Here is a 20519-nt window from a genome sequence, read left to right on the forward strand (position 1 = left end):
GTCGGCGGCAGATGAAAATAAATGTCTATACAACCCATGACAAGTGGAAGGCACATGCAGCAGATTCATCCCGACGATGTGATATGGCGAAATGCCCGACTGGCAACCCTGGTTGCAGGCGAACCGGAACCGTATGGCCTGAAAGAGCAGCATGCTCTCGTGGTGCGTGGCCAAACGATTCTGGCCGTTATTCCTGAATCAGAGGTCCCCTCCGGGCATCGCCAGTGTGTCGATCTCAACGGGCGTCTGGTCACTCCCGGCCTGATCGACTGCCATACCCACCTGGTGTTCGGCGGCGACCGCGCGGCGGAATGGGAGCAGCGGCTTAACGGCGTATCGTATCAGACCATTAGCGCCCAGGGGGGCGGGATTAACGCCACGGTCACGGCCACCCGCAACAGTTCACCGGAAACCCTGCTGGCTCTGGCGCAGCAGCGTCTCCGGCGCATGATGAACGAAGGGGTAACGACCGTTGAAATCAAATCGGGATACGGGCTCAATGCCGATACCGAAGAGAAAATGCTGCTGGTTACGCGCCAGCTCGGCCTGAACAACCTGGTGGACATCAGCCCGACGCTGCTGGCGGCGCACGCCGTCCCTGCGGAGTACCGGCAGGATCCGGAAGCGTATATGACGCTGGTCTGTGAGGAGATCGTTCCCGCGCTTTGGCAAAAAGAACTGTTTGAAGCGGTGGACGTGTTTTGTGAAAACGTCGGCTTTACCCCGGCACAAACCGAACGCCTGTTCCGGGCCGCCGCCGCGCTCGGTATCCCGGTTAAAGGGCACGTAGAGCAGCTCTCCAGCCTGGGCGGCGCGGCGCTGGTCAGCCGCTACAGGGGGCTTTCCGCGGATCATATTGAGTATCTTGATGATGCGGGGATCCAGGCGATGGCGCACAGCGGCACGGTCGCCGTATTACTCCCGGGGGCGTTCTATTTTCTTCAGGAGCGTCAGCGTCCCCCGGTGGAGCAGCTCAGAAAACAGGGCGTGCCGATGGCCGTAGCCACCGATTACAATCCGGGCACCAGCCCGTTTGCCAGCCTGCATCTGGCGATGAATATGGCCTGCGTCCAGTTTGGCCTGACGCCGGAAGAAGCCTGGGCAGGCGTGACGCGCCATGCCGCGCAGGCGCTGGGGCGCGGCGCGACGCACGGGCAGTTGAAGGCGGGCTACGTGGCCGACTTTGTCGTCTGGGAGGCCAATCATCCGGTTGAGATGGTTTACGAGCCGGGGCGTAATCCTTTATATCATCGCGTATTCCGGGGGCAGATTGCATGAAGCTGTGGCATCCCGTTTCTCCGCAGGTCTGGCAGGGGCGTGACGACAGCGCCGAGTCCAGCACCGCAAAGCGCCTTTTCCAGACGATACGGCAGCGTGAACGCTTCTCCCCCGAGCCGTCAGGCATCGCCCTGATGGGCTTTGAGTGTGATGAAGGGGTAAAGCGTAACCAGGGCAGGCCCGGAGCCGCGCAGGCCCCAGACGTGCTGCGCGGCGCGCTGGCGAATATGGCAAGCCATCAGGGACACGCGCGGCTGGTGGATATGGGCTCTGTTTATGTTGAAGGCAACGCCCTGGAGGCGGCACAGCGGGCGCTGAGCGATGCGGTAACCGCGTGCCAGCAGTCCGGGATGCGAACCCTGATTTTCGGCGGCGGACATGAAACCGCCTGGGCGCACGGGCGCGGCGTGCTTGATGCCTTCGCCACTGAACGCGTTGCGACGATCAACCTTGATGCGCACCTGGATTTACGCAAGGCTGATCGGGCGACATCCGGCACGCCGTTCCGCCAGCTGGCGCACTATTGCGCGTCCCAATCGCGCGAGTTTCACTACGCCTGCCTGGGCGTAAGCCGTGCGGCGAATACGCAGGCGCTGTGGGATGAAGCCGAGCGGCTAAACGTAACGCTGGTGGAAGATCTGCATTTTCGCCGCGATGCGTTATCCTCCCTGGACCGCGTGCTCGCGGGGGCAGACCGGGTTTATCTCACTATCGATCTCGATGTGCTGCCCGGCGCAGAAATGCCCGCCGTGTCGGCCCCTGCGGCGCTGGGGGTTCCGGCCCTGGATCTCTTGCCGGTGATTGAGCGTATCTGCCGAAGCGGTAAACTACAGGCGGCAGATCTCGTGGAATTTAACCCGCACTACGATCGGGACGGTCAGGGCGCGAAGCTAGCCGCCCGACTGGCCTGGCAAATAGCTCACTGGTGGGCATAACAACATTACAGGAGTCAGCATGTTTTCACGCTCACCGCAGCAACCGGCCAGCCCGCCCGCACCTTTTTATGAAAAGGTGAAAAAGGCGATCAGTGAAAAAATCGCCGCGGGCGTCTGGCGTCCGCACGACCGCATTCCGTCAGAAGCCGAGCTGGTGGCGCAGTTTGGCTTTAGCCGCATGACCATCAACCGTGCGCTGCGCGAACTTACCGATGAAGGGCTGCTGGTGCGTTTGCAGGGTGTCGGAACCTTTGTTGCCGAGCCAAAAGGACAATCGGCGCTGTTTGAAATCCGCAGCATTGCCGATGAAATTACCTCCCGTCATCATCAGCACCATTGCGAAGTGCTGGTGCTTGAGGAGACGCAGGCCAGCGCCGGGCAGGCCGCTGAGCTGAACGTGAAGGAGGGCACGCGCATCTTCCATTCGGTGATGGTGCACTATGAGAACGACGTTCCGGTACAAATTGAAGATCGCTGCGTTAACGCCGGGCTGATCCCGGACTATCTTAACCAGGATTACACGCAAACGACGCCGCATGCGTATCTCTCCCTCGTCGCCCCGCTGACGGAAGGGGAGCATATTGTGGAGGCAGTGCGCGCCACGCCGCAGGAATGCGAGCTGTTGCGCATTAAAGAGCACGATCCCTGCCTGCTGATCCGCCGCCGTACCTGGTCATCCTCGCAAATTGTGTCGCACGCGAAGCTGCTGTTCCCGGGAAATCGCTACCGGCTGCAGGGCCACTTTATGTCATAAGATCGATAAGCGTGATCGCTAACGCAATATAGCAAAATTGTATCTTTTCTGTTAAATCCGGCCTTGTGTGTGCTTGTCTATACAAGTATATCTAAATGCATCACCTGTCCCTTATAAGGAACACACAATGTCGTCAGATAAATACCGCAAGCAGGATGTCCGCGCCGCGCGCGGCACCACCCTCACTGCAAAAAGCTGGCTCACCGAAGCACCGCTGCGCATGTTGATGAACAACCTCGATCCTGAGGTGGCAGAAAACCCCCACGAGCTGGTGGTTTACGGCGGCATTGGCCGCGCCGCGCGCAACTGGGCGTGCTATGACGCCATTGTTGAGTCTTTAACGAATCTGGAAAACGACGAAACCCTGCTGGTGCAGTCCGGCAAGCCGGTCGGCGTATTCAAAACCCACAAAAATGCGCCCCGCGTGCTGATTGCCAACTCCAACCTGGTGCCGCACTGGGCGACGTGGGAGCACTTCAACGAGCTGGACGCTAAGGGGCTGGCAATGTACGGCCAGATGACCGCCGGCAGCTGGATCTACATTGGCAGCCAGGGCATCGTGCAGGGCACCTACGAAACCTTCGTGGAGGCAGGCCGCCAGCACTATAGCGGCTCGCTGAAGGGCCGCTGGGTGCTCACCGCCGGTCTGGGCGGCATGGGCGGCGCGCAGCCGCTGGCCGCAACGCTGGCGGGAGCCTGCTCGCTGAACATCGAATGCCAGCAGAGCCGCATCGACTTCCGTCTGCGCACCCGCTACGTGGACGAGCAGGCCACCGACCTTGACGACGCCCTGGCGCGAATTAAGCGCTACACCGCCGAAGGCAAAGCGGTGTCGGTTGCCCTGTGCGGCAACGCGGCGGATATTCTGCCGGAGCTGGTGGCGCGCGGCGTGCGCCCGGATCTCGTTACCGACCAGACCAGCGCCCACGATCCGCTGCACGGCTATCTGCCTAAAGGCTGGAGCTGGGAAACGTACCAGCAAAACGCGGATTCCGATCCGGAGGGCACGGTGCTGGCGGCCAAGCGTTCGATGGCGGAACACGTATCCGCGATGCTCGCCTTCAGCAGGATGGGCATTCCGGTCTTTGATTACGGCAACAACATCCGCCAGATGGCAAAAGAGATGGGCGTCAGCAACGCCTTTGACTTCCCCGGCTTCGTGCCTGCCTATATTCGTCCGCTGTTCTGCCGCGGCATAGGGCCGTTCCGCTGGGTTGCCCTGTCCGGCGATCCGGAGGATATCTACAAAACCGACGCCAAAGTGAAGGAGATTGTCGCCGACGACGAGCATCTGCACCGCTGGCTGGACATGGCCCGCGAACGCATCAGCTTTCAGGGCTTGCCGGCGCGCATCTGCTGGGTAGGGCTGGAGTGGCGGCAAAAGCTCGGCCTGGCCTTTAACGAAATGGTGCGCAGCGGCGAAGTCTCCGCGCCGATCGTGATTGGTCGCGACCACCTGGACTCCGGCTCCGTCGCCAGCCCGAACCGTGAAACCGAAGCCATGCGCGACGGCTCCGATGCGGTCTCCGACTGGCCGCTGCTGAATGCCCTACTCAATACCGCCAGCGGCGCAACCTGGGTGTCTCTCCACCACGGCGGCGGCGTCGGGATGGGCTTCTCCCAGCACTCCGGGATGGTCATCGTCTGTGACGGAACGGATGAAGCCGCCGCGCGCATTGCCCGCGTGCTGCACAACGACCCGGCGACGGGCGTAATGCGCCATGCGGATGCGGGTTACGAGATTGCCATTGACTGTGCCAGAGAGCAGGGACTGAACCTGCCGATGATTACCGCCACACAAGGAAAGCCTGCATGAACGCCTTAACTGTTACTCCCGGCTCGCTGACGCTCAAACAGCTGCGTCGCGTCTGGCGCCAGCCGGTCACGCTCACGCTTGATGAAAGCGCCCACCGTGCGATTAACGACAGCGTGGCGTGCGTCGAGGCCATCGTGGCTGAAGGGCGCACCGCTTACGGCATCAACACCGGTTTTGGCCTGCTGGCCCAGACCCGCATTGCCACGCACGATCTGGAGAATTTACAGCGTTCGCTGGTGCTTTCTCACGCGGCGGGCGTTGGCCAGCCGCTGGACGACGATATTGTCCGCCTGATGATGGTGTTGAAAATCAACAGCCTGGCGCGCGGTTTTTCCGGCATTCGTCTGAGCGTGATCCAGGCGCTGATGGCGCTGGTGAATGCAGAAGTTTATCCGTGGATCCCGGCAAAAGGCTCCGTCGGTGCATCGGGCGATCTGGCGCCGCTGGCGCATATGTCCCTGCTGCTGCTGGGCGAGGGCCAGGCCCGCTGGCAGGGGGAGTGGCTGCCTGCCAGAGAGGCGCTGAAGAAAGCCGGGCTGGCGCCAGTCACCCTCGCGGCAAAAGAGGGGCTGGCACTGCTCAACGGCACTCAGGCATCGACGGCTTTCGCGCTGCGCGGCCTGTTTGAAGCGGAAGATCTGTTTGCGTCGGCGGTGGTCTGCGGCGCGCTGACCACCGAGGCGGTGCTCGGCTCGCGTCGGCCGTTCGACGCGCGTATTCACGAGGTGCGCGGCCAGCGCGGCCAGATTGACGCCGCCGCGATGTACCGGCATCTGCTCACCGACACCAGCGCCATTGCCGATTCACACCACAACTGTGAGAAGGTGCAGGATCCGTATTCCCTGCGCTGTCAGCCGCAGGTGATGGGCGCGTGCCTGACGCAGCTGCGTCAGGCGGCAGAGGTGCTGCTGGTGGAAGCCAACGCGGTGTCCGATAACCCGCTGGTGTTTGCGCAGGAAAATGAGGTGGTGTCCGGGGGCAACTTCCACGCCGAACCCGTGGCGATGGCGGCGGATAATATTGCGCTGGCGGTTGCCGAAGTGGGCGCGCTGTCCGAGCGCCGCATTGCGCTGATGATGGATAAGCATATGTCCCAGCTGCCGCCGTTCCTGGTGCGCAACGGCGGCGTAAACTCGGGCTTTATGATCGCCCAGGTGACCGCCGCGGCGCTGGCGAGCGAGAACAAAGCGCTGTCGCATCCGCACAGCGTGGACAGCCTGCCCACCTCCGCAAACCAGGAGGATCACGTCTCGATGGCCCCGGCTGCCGGGCGTCGCCTGTGGGAGATGGCCGCCAACACCCGCGGCGTGCTGGCGGTAGAGTGGCTGGCGGCGTGTCAGGGCATCGATCTGCGCGAAGGGCTGACGTCCAGCCCGCTGCTGGAGCAGGCGCGTCATGCGCTGCGCGAGCACGTTACGCACTACGATGACGATCGCTTCTTTGCCCCGGATATTGATAAGGCGACGCAGCTTCTGGAAGAAGGACGGCTGGTGGGGTTGCTGCCGCCGGTGCTGTGATGTTTCCCCTCACCCCGGCCCTCTCCCCAAAGGGGAGAGGGTGTTCAAGTTCCCTCTCCCCTTTGGGGAGAGGGCTGGGGTGAGGGGCCATCAGACCGCACGATTACGAATACATCGCCGTAATCGATGCGCTCCCGAGCGAATGGAAATGCACGTTAAAGCCCACCATCGCGCCGCTTGCCCCTTCGTCGACCTCAATCTTATCCACGTCCAGCGCGTGCACCGTGAAGATATAGCGGTGGGTTTCCCCTTTTGGCGGCGCCGCGCCGCCGTAGCCCGCTTTGCCAAAATCAGTGCGCGTCTGTATTGCACCTTCAGGGAGGGCAACCAGGTCGGAGCCGGAACCCTGCGGCAGCACGCGCGTATCCGCAGGCAGGTTTGCCACAATCCAGTGCCACCAGCCGGAGCCGGTCGGGGCGTCCGGATCGTAGCAGGTCACGACAAAGCTTTTGGTTCCGGCGGGCACATCGTCCCACGCCAGGTGGGGAGAGATATTATCTCCCTGATAGCCCATCCCGTTAAACACGTGTCGTTCCGGCAGCTTTTCGCCGTCGCGTAAGTCTTTGCTGATGATTTTCATACGGTTTACCCTCGTGAGTCACTCGTTCACAAAGTGTAACCCATAGGGTTAAATCGTGAAATGCGCCGGAATAGTCACGGCTTTAACCACCGCCGACGTGAGCTTGCGTAACTGCTCCTGCGATATGCTGTACGGCGGCATCAGGTAGATCAGCTTACCGAACGGCCGCACCCACACGCCCTGGTCAACGAAGAAACGCTGCAACGCGGCCATGTTAACCGGATGCGTCGTTTCGACCACGCCGATGGCGCCCAGCACGCGGACGTCCGCCACGTATGGCGCATCCGCCGCCGCGCTCAGCGCCTGTTTCAGCTGCGCCTCAATCGCCGCCACCTGCGCCTGCCATTCGCCGCTCTCCAGAATGGCGAGGCTTTCGCTTGCCACCGCGCAGGCCAGCGGGTTGCCCATAAACGTTGGGCCGTGCATAAAACAGCCCGCTTCGCCGTCGCTGATGGTGTCGGCAACGTGGCGTGTGGTAAGCGTGGCGGAGAGCGTCATGGTGCCGCCGGTCAACGCTTTGCCCAGGCACAGAATATCCGGCGCAATCCCCGCATGCTCGCAGGCGAAAAGCTTCCCGGTGCGGCCAAAGCCGGTTGCGATCTCATCGGCTATCAGCAGAATGCCCTCGCGGTCGCACATTTTTCGAATGCGCTTCAGCCACTCGGGGTGGTACATCCGCATTCCGCCCGCGCCCTGCACAATCGGCTCGAGAATCACGGCAGCAATCTCATGGCGATGGGCCGCCATCAGCCGCGCAAAGCCCACCATGTCCATCTCGTCCCATTCGCCGTCGAAGCGGCTCTGCGGAGCCGGAGCAAAGAGGTTTTCCGGCAGATAGCCTTTCCAAAGGCTGTGCATGGAGTTGTCCGGATCGCACACCGACATCGCGCCAAAGGTGTCGCCGTGATAGCCGTTACGGAAGGTGAGGAATCGCTGGCGCGTTTCGCCTTTCGCATGCCAGTACTGCAACGCCATTTTCATTGCCACCTCCACGGCCACCGAGCCGGAGTCGGCAAGAAACACGCACTCCAGCGCGTCGGGAGTCATCGCTACCAGACGGCGGCACAGATCGACCGCAGGCTGATGGGCGATCCCGCCAAACATCACGTGTGACATCCGGTCAATCTGGGACTTCATCGCCGCGTTCAGCCGCGGATGGTTATAGCCATGGATCGCTGCCCACCAGGAGGACATTCCGTCCACAAGCCGCTCGCCGCTGGCGAGATGCAGCTCGCATCCGTGGGCGGAGGCCACTGGATAGACGGGAAGGGGACGGGTCGTTGAGGTGTAAGGGTGCCAGATATGCTGTCTGTCGAAGGCGAGATCGTCCTGGGTCATAATCGACTTGTAAACCATTTTGAAAAGTTTTAGGTTTACAAGTATAAACCGAACCGACAATTAACAAAACCCTTTGGAGAAGCCCGATGGCTCACCACGCACGCTGGACGATGTCGCAAGTCACTGAATTATTCAATAAACCTTTCCTGGAGCTGATGTTTGAAGCGCAGCAGGTGCACCGTCAGCACTTCGACCCTCGCCATGTTCAGGTCAGCACGCTGCTGTCGATCAAAACCGGTGCCTGCCCGGAAGACTGCAAATATTGCCCGCAAAGCGCGCGCTATAAAACCGGACTTGAATCCGAGCGCCTGATGGAGGTGGAGCAGGTGCTCGACTCCGCGCGTAAGGCGAAAAACGCCGGCTCGACCCGTTTCTGCATGGGGGCGGCGTGGAAAAACCCCAGCGATCGCGACATGCCGTATCTGGAGCAGATGGTAAAGGGCGTGAAGGAGATGGGGCTCGAAGCCTGCATGACGCTCGGCACGCTGAACGACGAGCAGGCGCAGCGTCTGTCGGCGGCGGGGCTGGATTATTACAACCACAACCTCGACACCTCGCCGGAGTTCTACGGCAACATCATCACCACGCGCACCTATCAGGAGCGTCTGGACACGCTGGATAAGGTGCGTGACGCGGGGATCAAGGTCTGTTCCGGCGGTATCGTGGGCCTGGGCGAGACGGTGAGGGATCGTGCCGGCCTGCTGTTACAGCTGGCGAACCTGCCGACCCCGCCGGAAAGCGTGCCAATCAACATGCTGGTGAAGGTGAAAGGCACGCCGCTGGCGGATAACGACGACGTGGATGCGTTTGATTTTATCCGCACCATCGCGGTGGCGCGCATCATGATGCCGACCTCTTACGTTCGCCTCTCTGCCGGTCGCGAGCAGATGAGCGAGCAAACCCAGGCGATGTGCTTTATGGCCGGGGCCAACTCCATTTTCTACGGCTGCAAGCTGCTGACCACGCCGAACCCGGAAGAGGACAAAGACGTTCAGCTGTTCCGCAAGCTGGGGCTGAACCCGCACCAGACCGGGGTGCAGGCGGGAGATATCGAGCAACAGCAGCAGCTGGAGCAGCAGATTTTCAACGCCGACACCGATCGGTTCTACAACGCGGCAGCCGTATGACCTGGCAGGCGCGCATCAGTACCGCGCTCGACGAGCGTCGGGCGGCGGATGCGTTTCGGGTACGCGGGGTGGTGGAACACGGCGCAGGCCGATTTCTCACCCGGGAAGGCCAGCGGTTCTGCAATTTCTCCAGCAACGACTATCTTGGCCTGAGCCAGCACCCGCAGGTCGTTCGCGCCTGGCAGCAGGGCGCGGAACGATACGGCGTGGGCAGCGGCGGCTCCGGGCACGTCAGCGGCTACACCGCCGCGCATCAGGCGCTGGAGGAGGCGCTGGCCGACTGGCTGGGCTATCCGCGCGCGCTGCTGTTTATCTCCGGTTTTGCCGCCAATCAGGCGGTAATTGCCGCCCTGATGGGCAAAGAGGACCGCATTGTCGCAGACCGCCTGAGCCACGCCTCGCTGCTCGAAGCAGCACATCTCAGCCCGGCGCAGCTGCGGCGTTTTGCCCATAACGATGTCGCTCAGCTGAACGCCCTGCTGGAAAAAAACGGTACAGGTCTCCAGCTGGCGGTGACGGAAGGGATATTCAGCATGGATGGCGACAGCGCGCCGCTCGCCGCCCTGCACGAGGCCGCAAAACGGCATAATGCCTGGCTGATGGTTGACGATGCCCACGGCACTGGCGTCGTCGGCGAGGAGGGGCGCGGAAGCGCGTACCGGCAGCGCGTCAGGCCGGAGCTGCTGGTGGTTACCTTCGGAAAAGGGTTTGGCGTTAGCGGCGCCGCGGTGCTGTGCAGCGAGCCGGTGGCCGATTACCTGGTCCAGTTCGCCCGGCACCTGATCTACAGCACCAGCATGCCCCCGGCGCAGGCCGTGGCGCTTTGCGCGTCACTGTCCGTGATCCGCGGCGAAGAGGGGGCTGAACGCCGTGCGCGCCTGGCTGAACATATTCAGCGTTTTCGCCGGGGCATTTGCGAGCTCCCGTTCCGCCTGACCGATTCACAAAGCGCCATTCAGCCTCTTATCGTGGGCGAAAACCACCGGGCGCTGGCGCTGGCACAGGCGCTGCGGGAAAGCGGAATGTGGGTGACGGCTATCCGTCCGCCTACCGTTCCGCCGGGCACCGCGCGTTTGCGTCTGACGCTCACGGCAGCGCACGAAGCCGGGGATATCGACGCCCTTCTGGAGGCTCTGCATGTCTTCCGTCAATAAGCAGGCTGTTGCCGCGGCGTTTGGCCGGGCTGCGCAAAGCTATTCACAGCACGATGAGCTGCAGCGCCTGAGCGCGCGCGGGCTGCTCTCCGCGCTCGGCGACAAACGGTTTGCGCAGGTGCTGGACGCGGGCTGCGGGCCGGGAAGCAACAGCCGCTACTGGCGCGAAAACGGCAGCCACGTTACGGCGCTGGATCTGTCCTCGCGAATGCTGGAAGAAGCCCGTCAGCAGCAGTCGGCGGACCATTATCTGGTGGCCGATATCGAGTCCATTCCGCTGGCGGACGCCCGGTTCGACCTGGTCTGGAGCCATCTGGCGGTGCAGTGGTGCACCAGCCTGCCGCAGGCGCTGTGCGAGCTGTACCGCGTGGCGCGGCCCGGCGGGACGGTGGCGTTTACCACCCTGCTGGAAAGTTCGCTGCCGGAGCTGAATCAGGCGTGGAGGGCGGTGGATGCGCAGCCGCACGCCAACCGGTTTCTCTCCCACGGGCAGGTCATCCAGGCGCTGGACGGCTGGCGCTATCGCGGCGTGGCCCAGACCGTCACCCTCGAATTTAGCGATGCGTTAAGCGCCATGCGCTCTCTTAAGGGCATTGGCGCCACGCACCTGCACGCCGGGCGGGAGAAGAAGCCGCTCACCCGCGGTCAGCTACAGCGTCTGGAGCTGGCCTGGCCGCAGGCGCGGGGCCAGTTCCCGCTCTCTTATCATCTTTTTCATGGGATTATTGAACGTGACTGAACGTTATTTTGTTACCGGCACGGACACCGAAGTCGGAAAAACGGTTGCCAGCGCCGCGCTGCTGCAGGCGGCGAAACGGCTGGGGAAAAAGGCCGCCGGATATAAGCCCGTGGCCTCCGGCAGCGAGATGACGCCGGAGGGGTTACGCAATACCGACGCGCTGGCGCTACAGCGTAACGGCAGCCTCAGCCTGGCCTATTCTGCGGTAAATCCCTACACCTTCGCCGAGCCAACCTCGCCGCACATCGTAAGTGCTGATGAAGGCCGTCCGATTGAGTTCGCCGTGCTCTCATCCGGCCTGCGCGCGCTTGAAAGTCAGGCCGACTGGGTGCTGGTGGAAGGGGCCGGCGGCTGGTTTACCCCGCTTTCGGAACAGCAGACGTTTGCCGACTGGGTGCAGGCCGAACGGCTCCCGGTGATTCTGGTGGTCGGCGTGAAGCTTGGGTGTATTAACCACGCCATGCTGACCGCTCAGGCCGTACGGCAGGCCGGGCTGCCGCTGGCAGGCTGGATAGCCAATGACGTGGTTGCGCCGGGTAAGCGCCATGCTGAGTATCTGGCGACGCTGAAGCGGATGCTGCCAGCGCCGTTCCTGGGGGAGATCCCGTGGCTTGCCGACGGTGCAGAGCAGGCGGAAACCGGGCAGTATCTCAATCTCAGCGCCTTACGTCCCGCGCCATCCAGTGTGCAATAAGCTCGTCATTCAGCTCGTTAACGTGGCCCTGCGCCACGTTACGCCCGCGATAGAGCATGCAGAAACGGTCCGCCACCCGGCGGATAAACGATAGCTGCTGCTCCGCTAACAGCACCGTCATTCCCAGCTCCCGATTCAGCCGCACCAGCAGCTGTCCCAGCCTGTGGGCGAAACTCTGCCCGGCGCCATGCATGGGCTCATCCAGGATCAGCACCCGCGGGCGGTTAACCAGCGCGCTGGCCAGGGCCAGCCGATACTGATCGTCAGGCGAAAGCGTAGCGGCGCGGACCTGGCGCAGCGGATACAGCTCCGGGAACAGATCATACGCCTCGCTTTTTGCGGCAGGATCGGGTTTCCCCGTCGCCCGCATGGCGATATGCAGGTTTTCATCAATGGTCAGCTGGGAAAATATCCGCCGATCCTGCGGGACGTAGCCTATCGTTGGCGGCGCAGGGGGTTCTGCCGACGGGCTGAGCAAATTACGCGGCGGCGCACCGGCTTCATGCCAGATGATGGTGCCGCTCTCGACGGGCACTTTTCCGGTAATGCAGTTCATGAGCGTGGATTTGCCCATGCCGGGCAGGCCAACGATGCCTGTACAGATCCCTTGCGGAAAGTCGACATTCACGTTCCATAGCGTATGTTGGCTTCCGTAAAACTGATTTACAGCACGCAGACTCAACATCTTTCTCTCCTTAAAAATGTGTGGGTGTAAGGCTCAGGTTGATGTCTGCAAAACGCCTGCCAGAAGCTGAATAATGATTAAAAAAAGGCCGTTTTTAGGAATAACACACTGCTTAAAAGTTATACGGCTGCTTCAAATGCACGCTCCCGGTGCCGAACATGTTGAATTGTGGTGCAGGGAAAAATGACGGAAATGTGATTAAGATCTCACCGACTGCTTATGAAAAATTGAGCGCTTTCCAGGCAAAAAAGAGTGATAAAAATTTTTTACCGCCGCTTCGTGGGAAAAACCGGGAATTTGCTGAAGTACGCGCCATACGGGCTGGAGGCAGTTATCCACTATTCCTGTGGATAACCTTGTGCATTAGAGTTAGAAAACACGCGATAAGCGAGAGAATACGCGGGTTACGCCCAAATTGATGCGAAACGCGGCTTGATGAAATAATCGTTGTTTATTAATGAATTAGATAAATGCAATTCCCGGCACCGCACCACGACGGGTTGCCACAAAACTTTCATATCGTCCCTTGACAAATGTTAAAAAAGTAATAGTTCTGGGGATAACCCCCAAAGCGTGGTGTTTTATTTTGTCTGATATAAAATTTTGGTCGGGATCGCGCTAAACCTCTCCCCGCTACGCTAAATATCCTGACACGCTACTGGTTTTTCATCCAGTGTTTTTTACTGGCAATCCTGGCCACAACGAGTAAAATTACTCACCTGCCGCTTATTACGTCATCAGGTCGTTGCCCATGAGTAAACCGTTCAAATTGAATTCTGCTTTTCGTCCATCCGGGGACCAGCCCGAGGCTATTCGCCGCCTGGAAGAGGGGCTGGAAGACGGGCTGGCGCACCAGACCCTGCTTGGGGTAACCGGTTCGGGTAAAACGTTTACCATTGCCAACGTCATTGCCGATCTTCAGCGGCCAACCATGGTCCTGGCGCCCAACAAAACGCTGGCGGCGCAGCTGTACGGTGAGATGAAAGAGTTCTTCCCGGAAAACGCCGTAGAGTATTTCGTCTCCTACTACGACTATTACCAGCCGGAAGCCTACGTTCCCAGCTCCGACACGTTTATCGAAAAAGATGCCTCGGTGAATGAACACATTGAGCAGATGCGTCTGTCGGCGACCAAAGCGCTGCTGGAGCGTCGCGACGTGGTGGTGGTGGCCTCGGTTTCGGCGATCTACGGCCTGGGCGATCCGGATCTCTATCTCAAGATGATGCTGCACCTGACGCAGGGGATGATCATCGATCAGCGCGCGATTTTGCGCCGTCTGGCGGAGCTGCAGTACACCCGTAACGACCAGGCGTTTCAGCGCGGGACCTTCCGCGTGCGCGGTGAGGTGATCGACATCTTCCCGGCGGAATCGGACGACATGGCGCTGCGCGTTGAGCTGTTCGACGAAGAGGTGGAACGGCTGTCGCTGTTCGATCCGCTGACCGGCCACGTCGAGTCCGTTATTCAGCGCTTCACCATCTACCCGAAAACGCACTACGTCACGCCACGCGAGCGTATCGTGCAGGCGATGGAAGAGATCAAGGTTGAGCTGGCGGACCGCCGCAAGGTGCTGCTGGCGAACAACAAGCTGCTGGAAGAGCAGCGCCTGAGCCAGCGTACCCAGTTCGATCTCGAGATGATGAACGAGCTGGGATACTGCTCCGGCATTGAAAACTACTCGCGCTATCTTTCCGGGCGCGGGCCGGGCGAAGCGCCGCCTACGCTGTTTGACTACCTTCCGGCGGACGGCCTGCTGGTGATCGACGAATCCCACGTCACCATCCCCCAGATCGGCGGGATGTACCGCGGTGACCGCGCGCGTAAAGAGACGCTGGTGGAGTACGGGTTCCGTCTGCCGTCAGCGCTGGACAACCGTCCGATGAAGTTTGAAGAGTTTGAGGCGCTTGCCCCGCAGACTATCTACGTATCGGCAACGCCGGGCAACTACGAGCTGGAAAAATCCGGTGATGACGTGGTGGACCAGGTGGTGCGCCCGACCGGGCTGCTGGATCCGATTATCGAAGTGCGTCCGGTGGCAACCCAGGTGGACGACCTGCTCTCGGAAATTCGAGCCCGTTCCGCCATCAACGAGCGCGTGCTGGTTACCACGCTCACCAAGCGCATGGCGGAAGATCTGACGGAGTATCTGGAAGAGCACGGCGAGAAGGTGCGTTATCTGCACTCGGACATCGATACCGTGGAGCGCATGGAGATTATCCGCGATCTGCGTCTGGGCGAGTTCGACGTGCTGGTGGGGATCAACCTTCTGCGAGAAGGTCTGGACATGCCGGAAGTTTCGCTGGTGGCCATTCTGGACGCCGACAAAGAGGGCTTCCTGCGCTCCGAGCGTTCGCTGATCCAGACCATTGGCCGCGCCGCGCGTAACGTCAACGGGAAGGCGATCCTGTACGGGGATAAAATTACCCCGTCGATGGCGAAAGCCATTGGCGAAACGGAACGCCGTCGCGAGAAGCAGCAGCGCTACAACGAAGAGCACGGCATTACACCGCAGGGGCTGAACAAGAAGGTGGTGGATATTCTGGCGCTGGGTCAGAACATTGCGAAGACCAAAGCGAAAGGCCGCGGCAAGGCCCGTTCAGTGGTGGAAGAGGATACCGTCGCGCTGACGCCGAAAGCGCTGCAGCAGAAGATCCACGAGCTGGAAGGGCAGATGATGCAGCACGCCCAGAACCTGGAGTTCGAAGAGGCGGCGCAGATTCGCGACCAGCTGCATCAGCTTCGGGATCTCTTCATCGCCGCATCTTAGGTAAAGCAGCGTGTTTTCGCCCTCTCCCTGTGGGAGAGGGCATCAGGCCGCACAAAACGAGCCTACCCCAGCTCCTGAATCGCCTTCTCCAGCGCCTCGCGCAGCAGGTGGCGGTCGTGACGGTATTTTATGTCGCTTGCCTCCAGCGGCTCCTGCACCACTACGCGATCGCCAATTCCCGACACATCTACTTTCGGCCCGACCACGACACCGTCGATAATTTTTTTGCCGACGTACTGCTCCATCAGTTCAAGCTTGTCCGCCAGCGACAGGCTCGCCGCCGCCGGGCTCAGCTCGCGACCTAAATTACCGATATACACCATGGGCGCGGGCGTTCTGCGCAGCGCCTGCGCCAGCTCGTTTACCAGCAGGATTGGCATCAGGCTGGTATAAAAACTTCCCGGCCCAATCAGGATAAGATCGGCTTCGCCAATCGCTTCTACCGCTTCACGCGTTGCGTGTACGCTGGGGTAGGTCATCAACTCTTTTGGCGGCAGAATAAGCTGATCGATATTCACCTCGCCGTATACCTCGTGATCGTCGGCATCGATCGCCATCAAATCCACCGGCTGTTCCGACATCGGGATCAGAAACGCATCCACTTTGAGCAGGTTACGAATTAAGTTGATTGCCTCCAGAGGTCGCACGCTCAGGTGGTCCAGCGCCTTTAACATCAGATTTCCCAGGTTATGGCCTGAAAGTTCGCCATTCCCACCAAAACGGTACTCAAACATCGCCGAGGCCACGCTTGGCTCCGTAATGAGCTGGTTAAGACAGTTGCGCATGTCACCCCAGGCAATCCCGCCTTCGGCGCGTCGGATCCGCCCGGTGGAGCCGCCGTTGTCGGTGGTGGTCACGATGCCCGTCAGGCGTGAGCCAAGTGACGATAACGACGACATAACCCGACCCAGGCCATGGCCTCCTCCAAGTGCGACCACGCGGTCCAGATCCGCAAAAGTGCGATTGCGCATACCCATTCCTTATCCTGTTTTATCTTGCGTCACAGTAACGCAACTACCCCTAAAAGACGATGCTTCTCACAATCCATAATGACGTATATCAATGCGAAAGCGCTGTTTTTGCGTATTCTGTAGTGAAAATGCACGATAACACCGTTATGTATAAATTTATATAGCGAAAAGCGAGAATGGCGCAGTGGAGATTTCCACGCTACTATCGCCATAACCACGTTTTCAAAACTGAAAACATACACTCTAGCCCTGGCGCCTGTGTCGAGAGATATGGCGCCCTGGCCGTGGCGGATTTGCCACCAGGGTACAGAAAGAAATGACTGTGCCTCCCGTATCTGGAAAGGTGTACATGGCTTCACAACTTACTGATGCTTTCGCGCGTAAGTTTTTCTACTTACGTTTGTCGATTACCGATGTGTGTAACTTCCGTTGCACCTACTGTCTGCCCGACGGCTATAAGCCTGGCAGCGTCACCAATAACGGCTTTCTCTCCGTGGATGAAGTGCGTCGCGTCACGCGTGCGTTCTCTGAACTCGGTACGGAAAAGGTCCGTCTGACCGGGGGAGAACCTTCCCTGCGTCGTGATTTCCCTGACATCATTGCCGCCGTGCGCGAAAACGAGCGTATCCGCCAGATTGCGGTGACCACCAACGGCTATCGCATGGCGCGCGACGTGGCGAACTGGCGCGAAGCGGGCCTGACGGCGATTAACGTCAGCGTCGATAGCCTTGACGCCCGTCAGTTCCACGCCATTACCGGCCAGGACAAGTTCCGTCAGGTGATGGACGGCATTGACGCGGCGTTTACGGCCGGTTTCGACAAGGTCAAAGTCAATACCGTTTTGATGCGTGATGTGAATCACCATCAGCTGGACACCTTCCTGGCGTGGATCAAACCGCGCCGTATTCAACTGCGTTTTATTGAGCTGATGGAAACCGGAGAGGGCAGCGAGCTGTTCCGCCGGCATCACATCTCCGGCATGGTGCTGCGCGATGAACTGCTGAAGCACGGCTGGATCCACCAGATCCGCCAGCGTAGCGATGGCCCGGCGCAGGTCTTCTGTCACCCGGATTATGAAGGCGAAATCGGGCTTATCATGCCCTATGAGAAAGACTTCTGTGCCAGCTGCAACCGCCTGCGCGTCTCCTCCGTGGGCAAACTGCACCTCTGCCTGTTCGGAGATGGCGGCGTCGATCTGCGTGATTTGCTGGAAGACGATGCCCAGCAGGACGCGCTTGAAGCACGCATTTCCGAGGCGCTGACGCACAAAAAGCAGACCCATTTCCTGCATCAGGGCAATACCGGAATCACTCAGAACCTGTCTTATATCGGCGGGTAATCAGGCTTTAGAAGGAACCAGAAGATGAGTCAGGTAAGCGCAGAATTTATCCCGACACGCATTGCTATTCTTACCGTTTCCGATCGTCGCGGTGAAGAGGATGACACCTCCGGCCACTGGCTGCGCGAGGCGGCACACGAAGCCGGACACCAGGTTGTTGATAAAGCGATCGTAAAAGAGAACCGTTACGCTATTCGTGCGCAGGTCTCGCAGTGGATTGCGGGTGATGACGTCCAGGTGGTGCTGATTACCGGCGGTACCGGCTTTACCGCAGGCGACCAGGCGCCAGAAGCGCTGCTCCCGCTGTTCGATCGCGAAGTGGAAGGCTTTGGTGAAGTGTTCCGCATGCTCTCCTTTGAAGAGATTGGCACCTCCACGCTTCAGTCGCGCGCCGTAGCGGGCGTGGCGAACAACACGCTGATCTTCGCCATGCCGGGTTCGACTAAGGCCTGCCGCACCGCGTGGGAGAATATTATTGCCCCGCAGCTGGATGCCCGTACCCGTCCGTGTAATTTTCATCCCCATTTAAAGAAATAAGCTATGTCACAACTGACCCACATTAACGCCGCCGGCGAAGCGCATATGGTGGATGTCTCCGCCAAGGCTGAAACGGTGCGCGAGGCGCGCGCTGAAGCGTTCGTCACCATGCTGCCGCAGACGCTGGCGATGATTATCGACGGCAGCCATCACAAGGGCGACGTGTTTGCCACCGCCCGCATCGCCGGTATTCAGGCTGCAAAACGTACCTGGGACTTAATCCCGCTTTGCCATCCGCTGATGCTCAGCAAGGTGGAGGTGAACCTGCAGGCGCAGCCGGAGCATAACCGCGTGCGTATAGAATCCCTCTGCCGCTTGACCGGGAAGACCGGCGTGGAGATGGAGGCGCTGACGGCAGCGTCCGTGGCGGCGCTGACCATCTACGATATGTGCAAAGCGGTGCAGAAGGATATGGTGATTGGCCCGGTGCGTCTGCTGGCGAAAAGCGGCGGCAAATCCGGTGATTTTAAGGTGGACAGCCATGATTAAGGTGCTCTTTTTTGCCCAGGTCCGCGAGCTGGTGGATACCGACAGCCTGACGCTGGACGCTACTTTTGAAAACGTCGCCGCCCTGCGCGCGCATCTGGCTGCGCAAAGCGACCGCTGGGCGCTGGCGCTGGACGAGGGCAAGCTGCTGGCCGCCGTTAACCAGACGCTGGTGGAGTTCAGCCACCCGCTGGCCGAAGGGGATGAAGTGGCATTCTTCCCGCCGGTTACGGGGGGTTAAGATGGCGGAAACCCGAATTCTGGTCGGCCCTGAACGCTTTAGCGTCGGTACCGAATACGGCTGGCTGGCAGAGCGCGATGAAGACGGCGCGGTCGTGACCTTCACCGGAAAAGTGCGTAACCACAACCTCGGCGACAGCGTAAAAGCGTTGACGCTCGAGCACTATCCGGGGATGACCGAAAAATCGCTGGCGGCGATCGTGGAAGAGGCGCGAGGCCGCTGGCCGCTGGGGCGCGTTACGGTTATTCATCGCATCGGTGAGATGTGGCCCGGCGAAGAGATTGTGTTTGTTGGCGTCACCAGCGCGCACCGCGGGAGCGCCTTTGCGGCAGGGGAGTTCATCATGGACTACCTTAAAACCAAAGCCCCGTTCTGGAAGCGTGAGGCGACGCCGGAAGGCGAGCGCTGGGTAGAATCGCGCGACAGCGACAAGCAGGCTGCCAGCCGCTGGTAACAGGTTTATGAGGATGTGTTAGTCTTAACGTGTGTGTTTACTTAATCAGGAGTGAATCATGGACCGATTTCCGCGTTCCGATTCGATAGTACAGCAGACCCGTAGCGGGTTGCAGACCTACATGGCTCAGGTATATGGCTGGATGACGGTCGGCCTGCTGCTTACCGCGTTTATTGCCTGGTATGCGGCAAACACGCCTGAACTGATGATGTTCATCTTCTCCAGCAAAATCACCTTCTTTGGGCTGATTATCGCGCAGCTGGCGCTGGTGTTCGTCCTCTCCGGGCTGGTGCACAAGCTCAGCGCGGGGATGGCGACCACGCTGTTTATGCTCTACTCGGCGCTGACCGGGCTGACGCTTTCCAGCATCTTCATCGTCTACACCTACTCCTCTATCGCCAGCACGTTTGTGGTGACCGGCGGAATGTTTGGCGTGATGAGCCTGTACGGCTACACCACCAAACGCGATCTGAGCGGTTTCGGCAGCATGCTGTTTATGGGGCTGATTGGGATTGTGCTGGCGTCGCTGGTGAACCTGTGGCTGAAGAGTGAAGCGCTGATGTGGGCGGTAACCTATATCGGTGTCGTCATCTTTGTCGGCTTAACCGCCTATGACACCCAGAAGCTAAAAAATATCGGTGAACAGATTGACGTTCGCGACAGTGCTAACCTGCGCAAATATTCAATTCTGGGCGCGCTGACGCTTTATCTGGACTTTATCAACCTGTTCCTGATGCTGCTGCGTATTTTTGGCAACCGTCGTTAGTGAGGGTGGGGCTGTCTGATGCCCTCACCCTGACCCTCTCCCACAGGGCTGAGTGTTCCCCACAAATTAATGCGAGCACTAAGCAATCCCCTCGCCCCTCCGGGGAGAGGGTTAGGGTGAGGGGAACATACGGCGGTGGTGGTCATTCCGTTCACGTTATGTTCCTTGCTACTCTGTAACGACATGACCGGTGAACGTGCCAGGGTGGCTCAGTCTGCACTGAACCCCATATCCTGGACACCAGATCAAAGAATCTGGAGGTCCTTATGAGATATCCCTTTCACATCCGTCTTGCGGCGGTTCAGCATTACATGACTGGCCAGTCGAGCATTATAGAAACA

20 protein-coding genes and 1 riboswitch are annotated in these 20519 nt (G+C 60.0%); of the genes, 16 read left to right on the plus strand and 4 right to left on the minus strand.

All coding sequences use genetic code 11. The features are described from left to right. Positions 1-54: 54 nt before the first annotated feature. From hutI to hutH, 5 genes are all read left to right on the plus strand, one after another. On the plus strand, positions 55-1278 hold the full coding sequence (gene hutI / locus OWK27_RS04785; protein ID WP_267589927.1) for an imidazolonepropionase: 1224 nt from the start codon (positions 55-57) through the stop codon (positions 1276-1278). Further along, positions 1275-2213, plus strand: a complete 939-nt coding sequence (hutG, locus tag OWK27_RS04790) for a formimidoylglutamase (RefSeq protein WP_176610853.1) — start codon at positions 1275-1277, stop codon at positions 2211-2213. The genes hutI and hutG overlap by 4 nt, the downstream gene beginning before the upstream one ends. A gap of 19 nt (positions 2214-2232) precedes the next feature. Next, positions 2233-2967 (plus strand): histidine utilization repressor, encoded by a 735-nt coding sequence (locus tag OWK27_RS04795; protein ID WP_176610852.1) that lies wholly within the window; start codon positions 2233-2235, stop codon positions 2965-2967. Positions 2968-3094: 127 nt separating this feature from the next. Then, complete coding sequence (hutU, locus tag OWK27_RS04800) at positions 3095-4783, plus strand: urocanate hydratase (protein ID WP_267589928.1); 1689 nt, start codon at positions 3095-3097, stop codon at positions 4781-4783. Further along, a complete protein-coding gene (hutH, locus tag OWK27_RS04805; RefSeq protein WP_267589929.1) occupies positions 4780-6300 on the plus strand; it encodes a histidine ammonia-lyase in 1521 nt (506 codons plus the stop codon). Before hutU ends, hutH begins: the two co-directional genes overlap by 4 nt. A gap of 103 nt (positions 6301-6403) precedes the next feature. Here the strand turns inward: hutH and OWK27_RS04810 are convergent, their stop codons facing one another. Together OWK27_RS04810 and bioA are read right to left on the minus strand one after the other, a co-directional pair. Then, complete coding sequence (locus OWK27_RS04810; RefSeq protein WP_014169213.1) at positions 6404-6880, minus strand: kinase inhibitor; 477 nt, start codon at positions 6878-6880, stop codon at positions 6404-6406. A gap of 48 nt (positions 6881-6928) precedes the next feature. Beyond that, positions 6929-8218 (minus strand): adenosylmethionine--8-amino-7-oxononanoate transaminase, encoded by a 1290-nt coding sequence (gene bioA, locus OWK27_RS04815; protein ID WP_420712932.1) that lies wholly within the window; start codon positions 8216-8218, stop codon positions 6929-6931. Positions 8219-8304: 86 nt separating this feature from the next. On the opposite strand from bioA, the gene bioB reads away from it, so the two are divergent. From bioB to bioD, 4 genes are read left to right on the plus strand one after another with little or no spacing between them, the layout of a single operon-like run. Next, the gene (gene bioB, locus OWK27_RS04820) at positions 8305-9345 is read left to right on the plus strand and encodes a biotin synthase BioB (protein ID WP_267589931.1); all 1041 of its coding nucleotides are present in this window, start codon (positions 8305-8307) and stop codon (positions 9343-9345) included. Then, the gene (gene bioF, locus OWK27_RS04825) at positions 9342-10499 is read left to right on the plus strand and encodes an 8-amino-7-oxononanoate synthase (RefSeq protein ID WP_267589932.1); all 1158 of its coding nucleotides are present in this window, start codon (positions 9342-9344) and stop codon (positions 10497-10499) included. The genes bioB and bioF overlap by 4 nt, the downstream gene beginning before the upstream one ends. Beyond that, on the plus strand, positions 10483-11238 hold the full coding sequence (gene bioC / locus OWK27_RS04830; protein ID WP_267589933.1) for a malonyl-ACP O-methyltransferase BioC: 756 nt from the start codon (positions 10483-10485) through the stop codon (positions 11236-11238). Before bioF ends, bioC begins: the two co-directional genes overlap by 17 nt. Next, positions 11231-11932, plus strand: coding sequence for a dethiobiotin synthase (bioD, locus tag OWK27_RS04835; protein ID WP_267589934.1), 702 nt, complete (start codon positions 11231-11233; stop codon positions 11930-11932). The genes bioC and bioD overlap by 8 nt, the downstream gene beginning before the upstream one ends. Here bioD and OWK27_RS04840 read toward each other — a convergent pair. Continuing rightward, positions 11895-12617 carry an ABC transporter ATP-binding protein gene (locus OWK27_RS04840; RefSeq protein ID WP_148420771.1) on the minus strand — a complete coding sequence of 241 codons (723 nt, stop codon included), beginning with the start codon at positions 12615-12617 and terminating at the stop codon, positions 11895-11897. The genes bioD and OWK27_RS04840 overlap by 38 nt on opposite strands. A gap of 751 nt (positions 12618-13368) precedes the next feature. On the opposite strand from OWK27_RS04840, the gene uvrB reads away from it, so the two are divergent. After that, positions 13369-15384 (plus strand): excinuclease ABC subunit UvrB, encoded by a 2016-nt coding sequence (gene uvrB, locus OWK27_RS04845; RefSeq protein WP_148420770.1) that lies wholly within the window; start codon positions 13369-13371, stop codon positions 15382-15384. Positions 15385-15446: 62 nt separating this feature from the next. Here the strand turns inward: uvrB and yvcK are convergent, their stop codons facing one another. Next, positions 15447-16355 carry a uridine diphosphate-N-acetylglucosamine-binding protein YvcK gene (gene yvcK / locus OWK27_RS04850; protein ID WP_148420769.1) on the minus strand — a complete coding sequence of 303 codons (909 nt, stop codon included), beginning with the start codon at positions 16353-16355 and terminating at the stop codon, positions 15447-15449. 227 nt (positions 16356-16582) lie between these two features. Then, a riboswitch (molybdenum cofactor riboswitch) is annotated at positions 16583-16717 on the plus strand. Here yvcK and moaA point away from each other — a divergent pair. The 6 genes from moaA (at position 16705) to OWK27_RS04880 (ending at position 20178) form a co-directional block, all read left to right on the plus strand. After that, positions 16705-17694 (plus strand): GTP 3',8-cyclase MoaA, encoded by a 990-nt coding sequence (gene moaA, locus OWK27_RS04855; RefSeq protein ID WP_267589935.1) that lies wholly within the window; start codon positions 16705-16707, stop codon positions 17692-17694. It overlaps the preceding riboswitch by 13 nt. Before the next feature lie 24 nt (positions 17695-17718). Then, the gene (gene moaB, locus OWK27_RS04860) at positions 17719-18231 is read left to right on the plus strand and encodes a molybdenum cofactor biosynthesis protein B (protein WP_252003307.1); all 513 of its coding nucleotides are present in this window, start codon (positions 17719-17721) and stop codon (positions 18229-18231) included. A gap of 3 nt (positions 18232-18234) precedes the next feature. Beyond that, entirely contained in the window at positions 18235-18720 is a 486-nt protein-coding gene (moaC, locus tag OWK27_RS04865; protein WP_148420766.1) for a cyclic pyranopterin monophosphate synthase MoaC, read from the plus strand. Beyond that, on the plus strand, positions 18713-18958 hold the full coding sequence (gene moaD, locus OWK27_RS04870) for a molybdopterin synthase sulfur carrier subunit (protein WP_148420765.1): 246 nt from the start codon (positions 18713-18715) through the stop codon (positions 18956-18958). Before moaC ends, moaD begins: the two co-directional genes overlap by 8 nt. A 1-nt stretch (position 18959) precedes the next feature. After that, a complete protein-coding gene (moaE, locus tag OWK27_RS04875) occupies positions 18960-19412 on the plus strand; it encodes a molybdopterin synthase catalytic subunit MoaE (RefSeq protein ID WP_148420764.1) in 453 nt (150 codons plus the stop codon). Positions 19413-19470: 58 nt separating this feature from the next. After that, positions 19471-20178, plus strand: coding sequence for a Bax inhibitor-1 family protein (locus OWK27_RS04880; RefSeq protein WP_148420763.1), 708 nt, complete (start codon positions 19471-19473; stop codon positions 20176-20178). The last annotated feature ends 341 nt before the right edge of the window (positions 20179-20519 follow it).

Origin of the sequence: Enterobacter cloacae complex sp. 2022EL-00788 (genome assembly GCF_026627565.1) — a bacterium.
Classification (GTDB): domain Bacteria; phylum Pseudomonadota; class Gammaproteobacteria; order Enterobacterales; family Enterobacteriaceae; genus Enterobacter; species Enterobacter pasteurii.

Coding starts and splice junctions, on each gene's coding strand:
- hutU (WP_267589928.1), top strand. CDS start 3,095: ATGTCGTCAGATAAATACCGCAAGCAGGATGTCCGCGCCGCGCGCGGC.
- bioC (WP_267589933.1), top strand. CDS start 10,483: ATGTCTTCCGTCAATAAGCAGGCTGTTGCCGCGGCGTTTGGCCGGGCT.
- hutG (WP_176610853.1), top strand. CDS start 1,275: ATGAAGCTGTGGCATCCCGTTTCTCCGCAGGTCTGGCAGGGGCGTGAC.
- uvrB (WP_148420770.1), top strand. CDS start 13,369: ATGAGTAAACCGTTCAAATTGAATTCTGCTTTTCGTCCATCCGGGGAC.
- bioF (WP_267589932.1), top strand. CDS start 9,342: ATGACCTGGCAGGCGCGCATCAGTACCGCGCTCGACGAGCGTCGGGCG.
- moaB (WP_252003307.1), top strand. CDS start 17,719: ATGAGTCAGGTAAGCGCAGAATTTATCCCGACACGCATTGCTATTCTT.
- hutI (WP_267589927.1), top strand. CDS start 55: ATGCAGCAGATTCATCCCGACGATGTGATATGGCGAAATGCCCGACTG.
- moaC (WP_148420766.1), top strand. CDS start 18,235: ATGTCACAACTGACCCACATTAACGCCGCCGGCGAAGCGCATATGGTG.
- OWK27_RS04795 (WP_176610852.1), top strand. CDS start 2,233: ATGTTTTCACGCTCACCGCAGCAACCGGCCAGCCCGCCCGCACCTTTT.
- hutH (WP_267589929.1), top strand. CDS start 4,780: ATGAACGCCTTAACTGTTACTCCCGGCTCGCTGACGCTCAAACAGCTG.
- OWK27_RS04810 (WP_014169213.1), bottom strand. CDS start 6,880: ATGAAAATCATCAGCAAAGACTTACGCGACGGCGAAAAGCTGCCGGAA.
- moaD (WP_148420765.1), top strand. CDS start 18,713: ATGATTAAGGTGCTCTTTTTTGCCCAGGTCCGCGAGCTGGTGGATACC.
- OWK27_RS04880 (WP_148420763.1), top strand. CDS start 19,471: ATGGACCGATTTCCGCGTTCCGATTCGATAGTACAGCAGACCCGTAGC.
- bioB (WP_267589931.1), top strand. CDS start 8,305: ATGGCTCACCACGCACGCTGGACGATGTCGCAAGTCACTGAATTATTC.
- bioA (WP_420712932.1), bottom strand. CDS start 8,218: ATGACCCAGGACGATCTCGCCTTCGACAGACAGCATATCTGGCACCCT.
- moaA (WP_267589935.1), top strand. CDS start 16,705: ATGGCTTCACAACTTACTGATGCTTTCGCGCGTAAGTTTTTCTACTTA.
- moaE (WP_148420764.1), top strand. CDS start 18,960: ATGGCGGAAACCCGAATTCTGGTCGGCCCTGAACGCTTTAGCGTCGGT.
- yvcK (WP_148420769.1), bottom strand. CDS start 16,355: ATGCGCAATCGCACTTTTGCGGATCTGGACCGCGTGGTCGCACTTGGA.
- OWK27_RS04840 (WP_148420771.1), bottom strand. CDS start 12,617: ATGTTGAGTCTGCGTGCTGTAAATCAGTTTTACGGAAGCCAACATACG.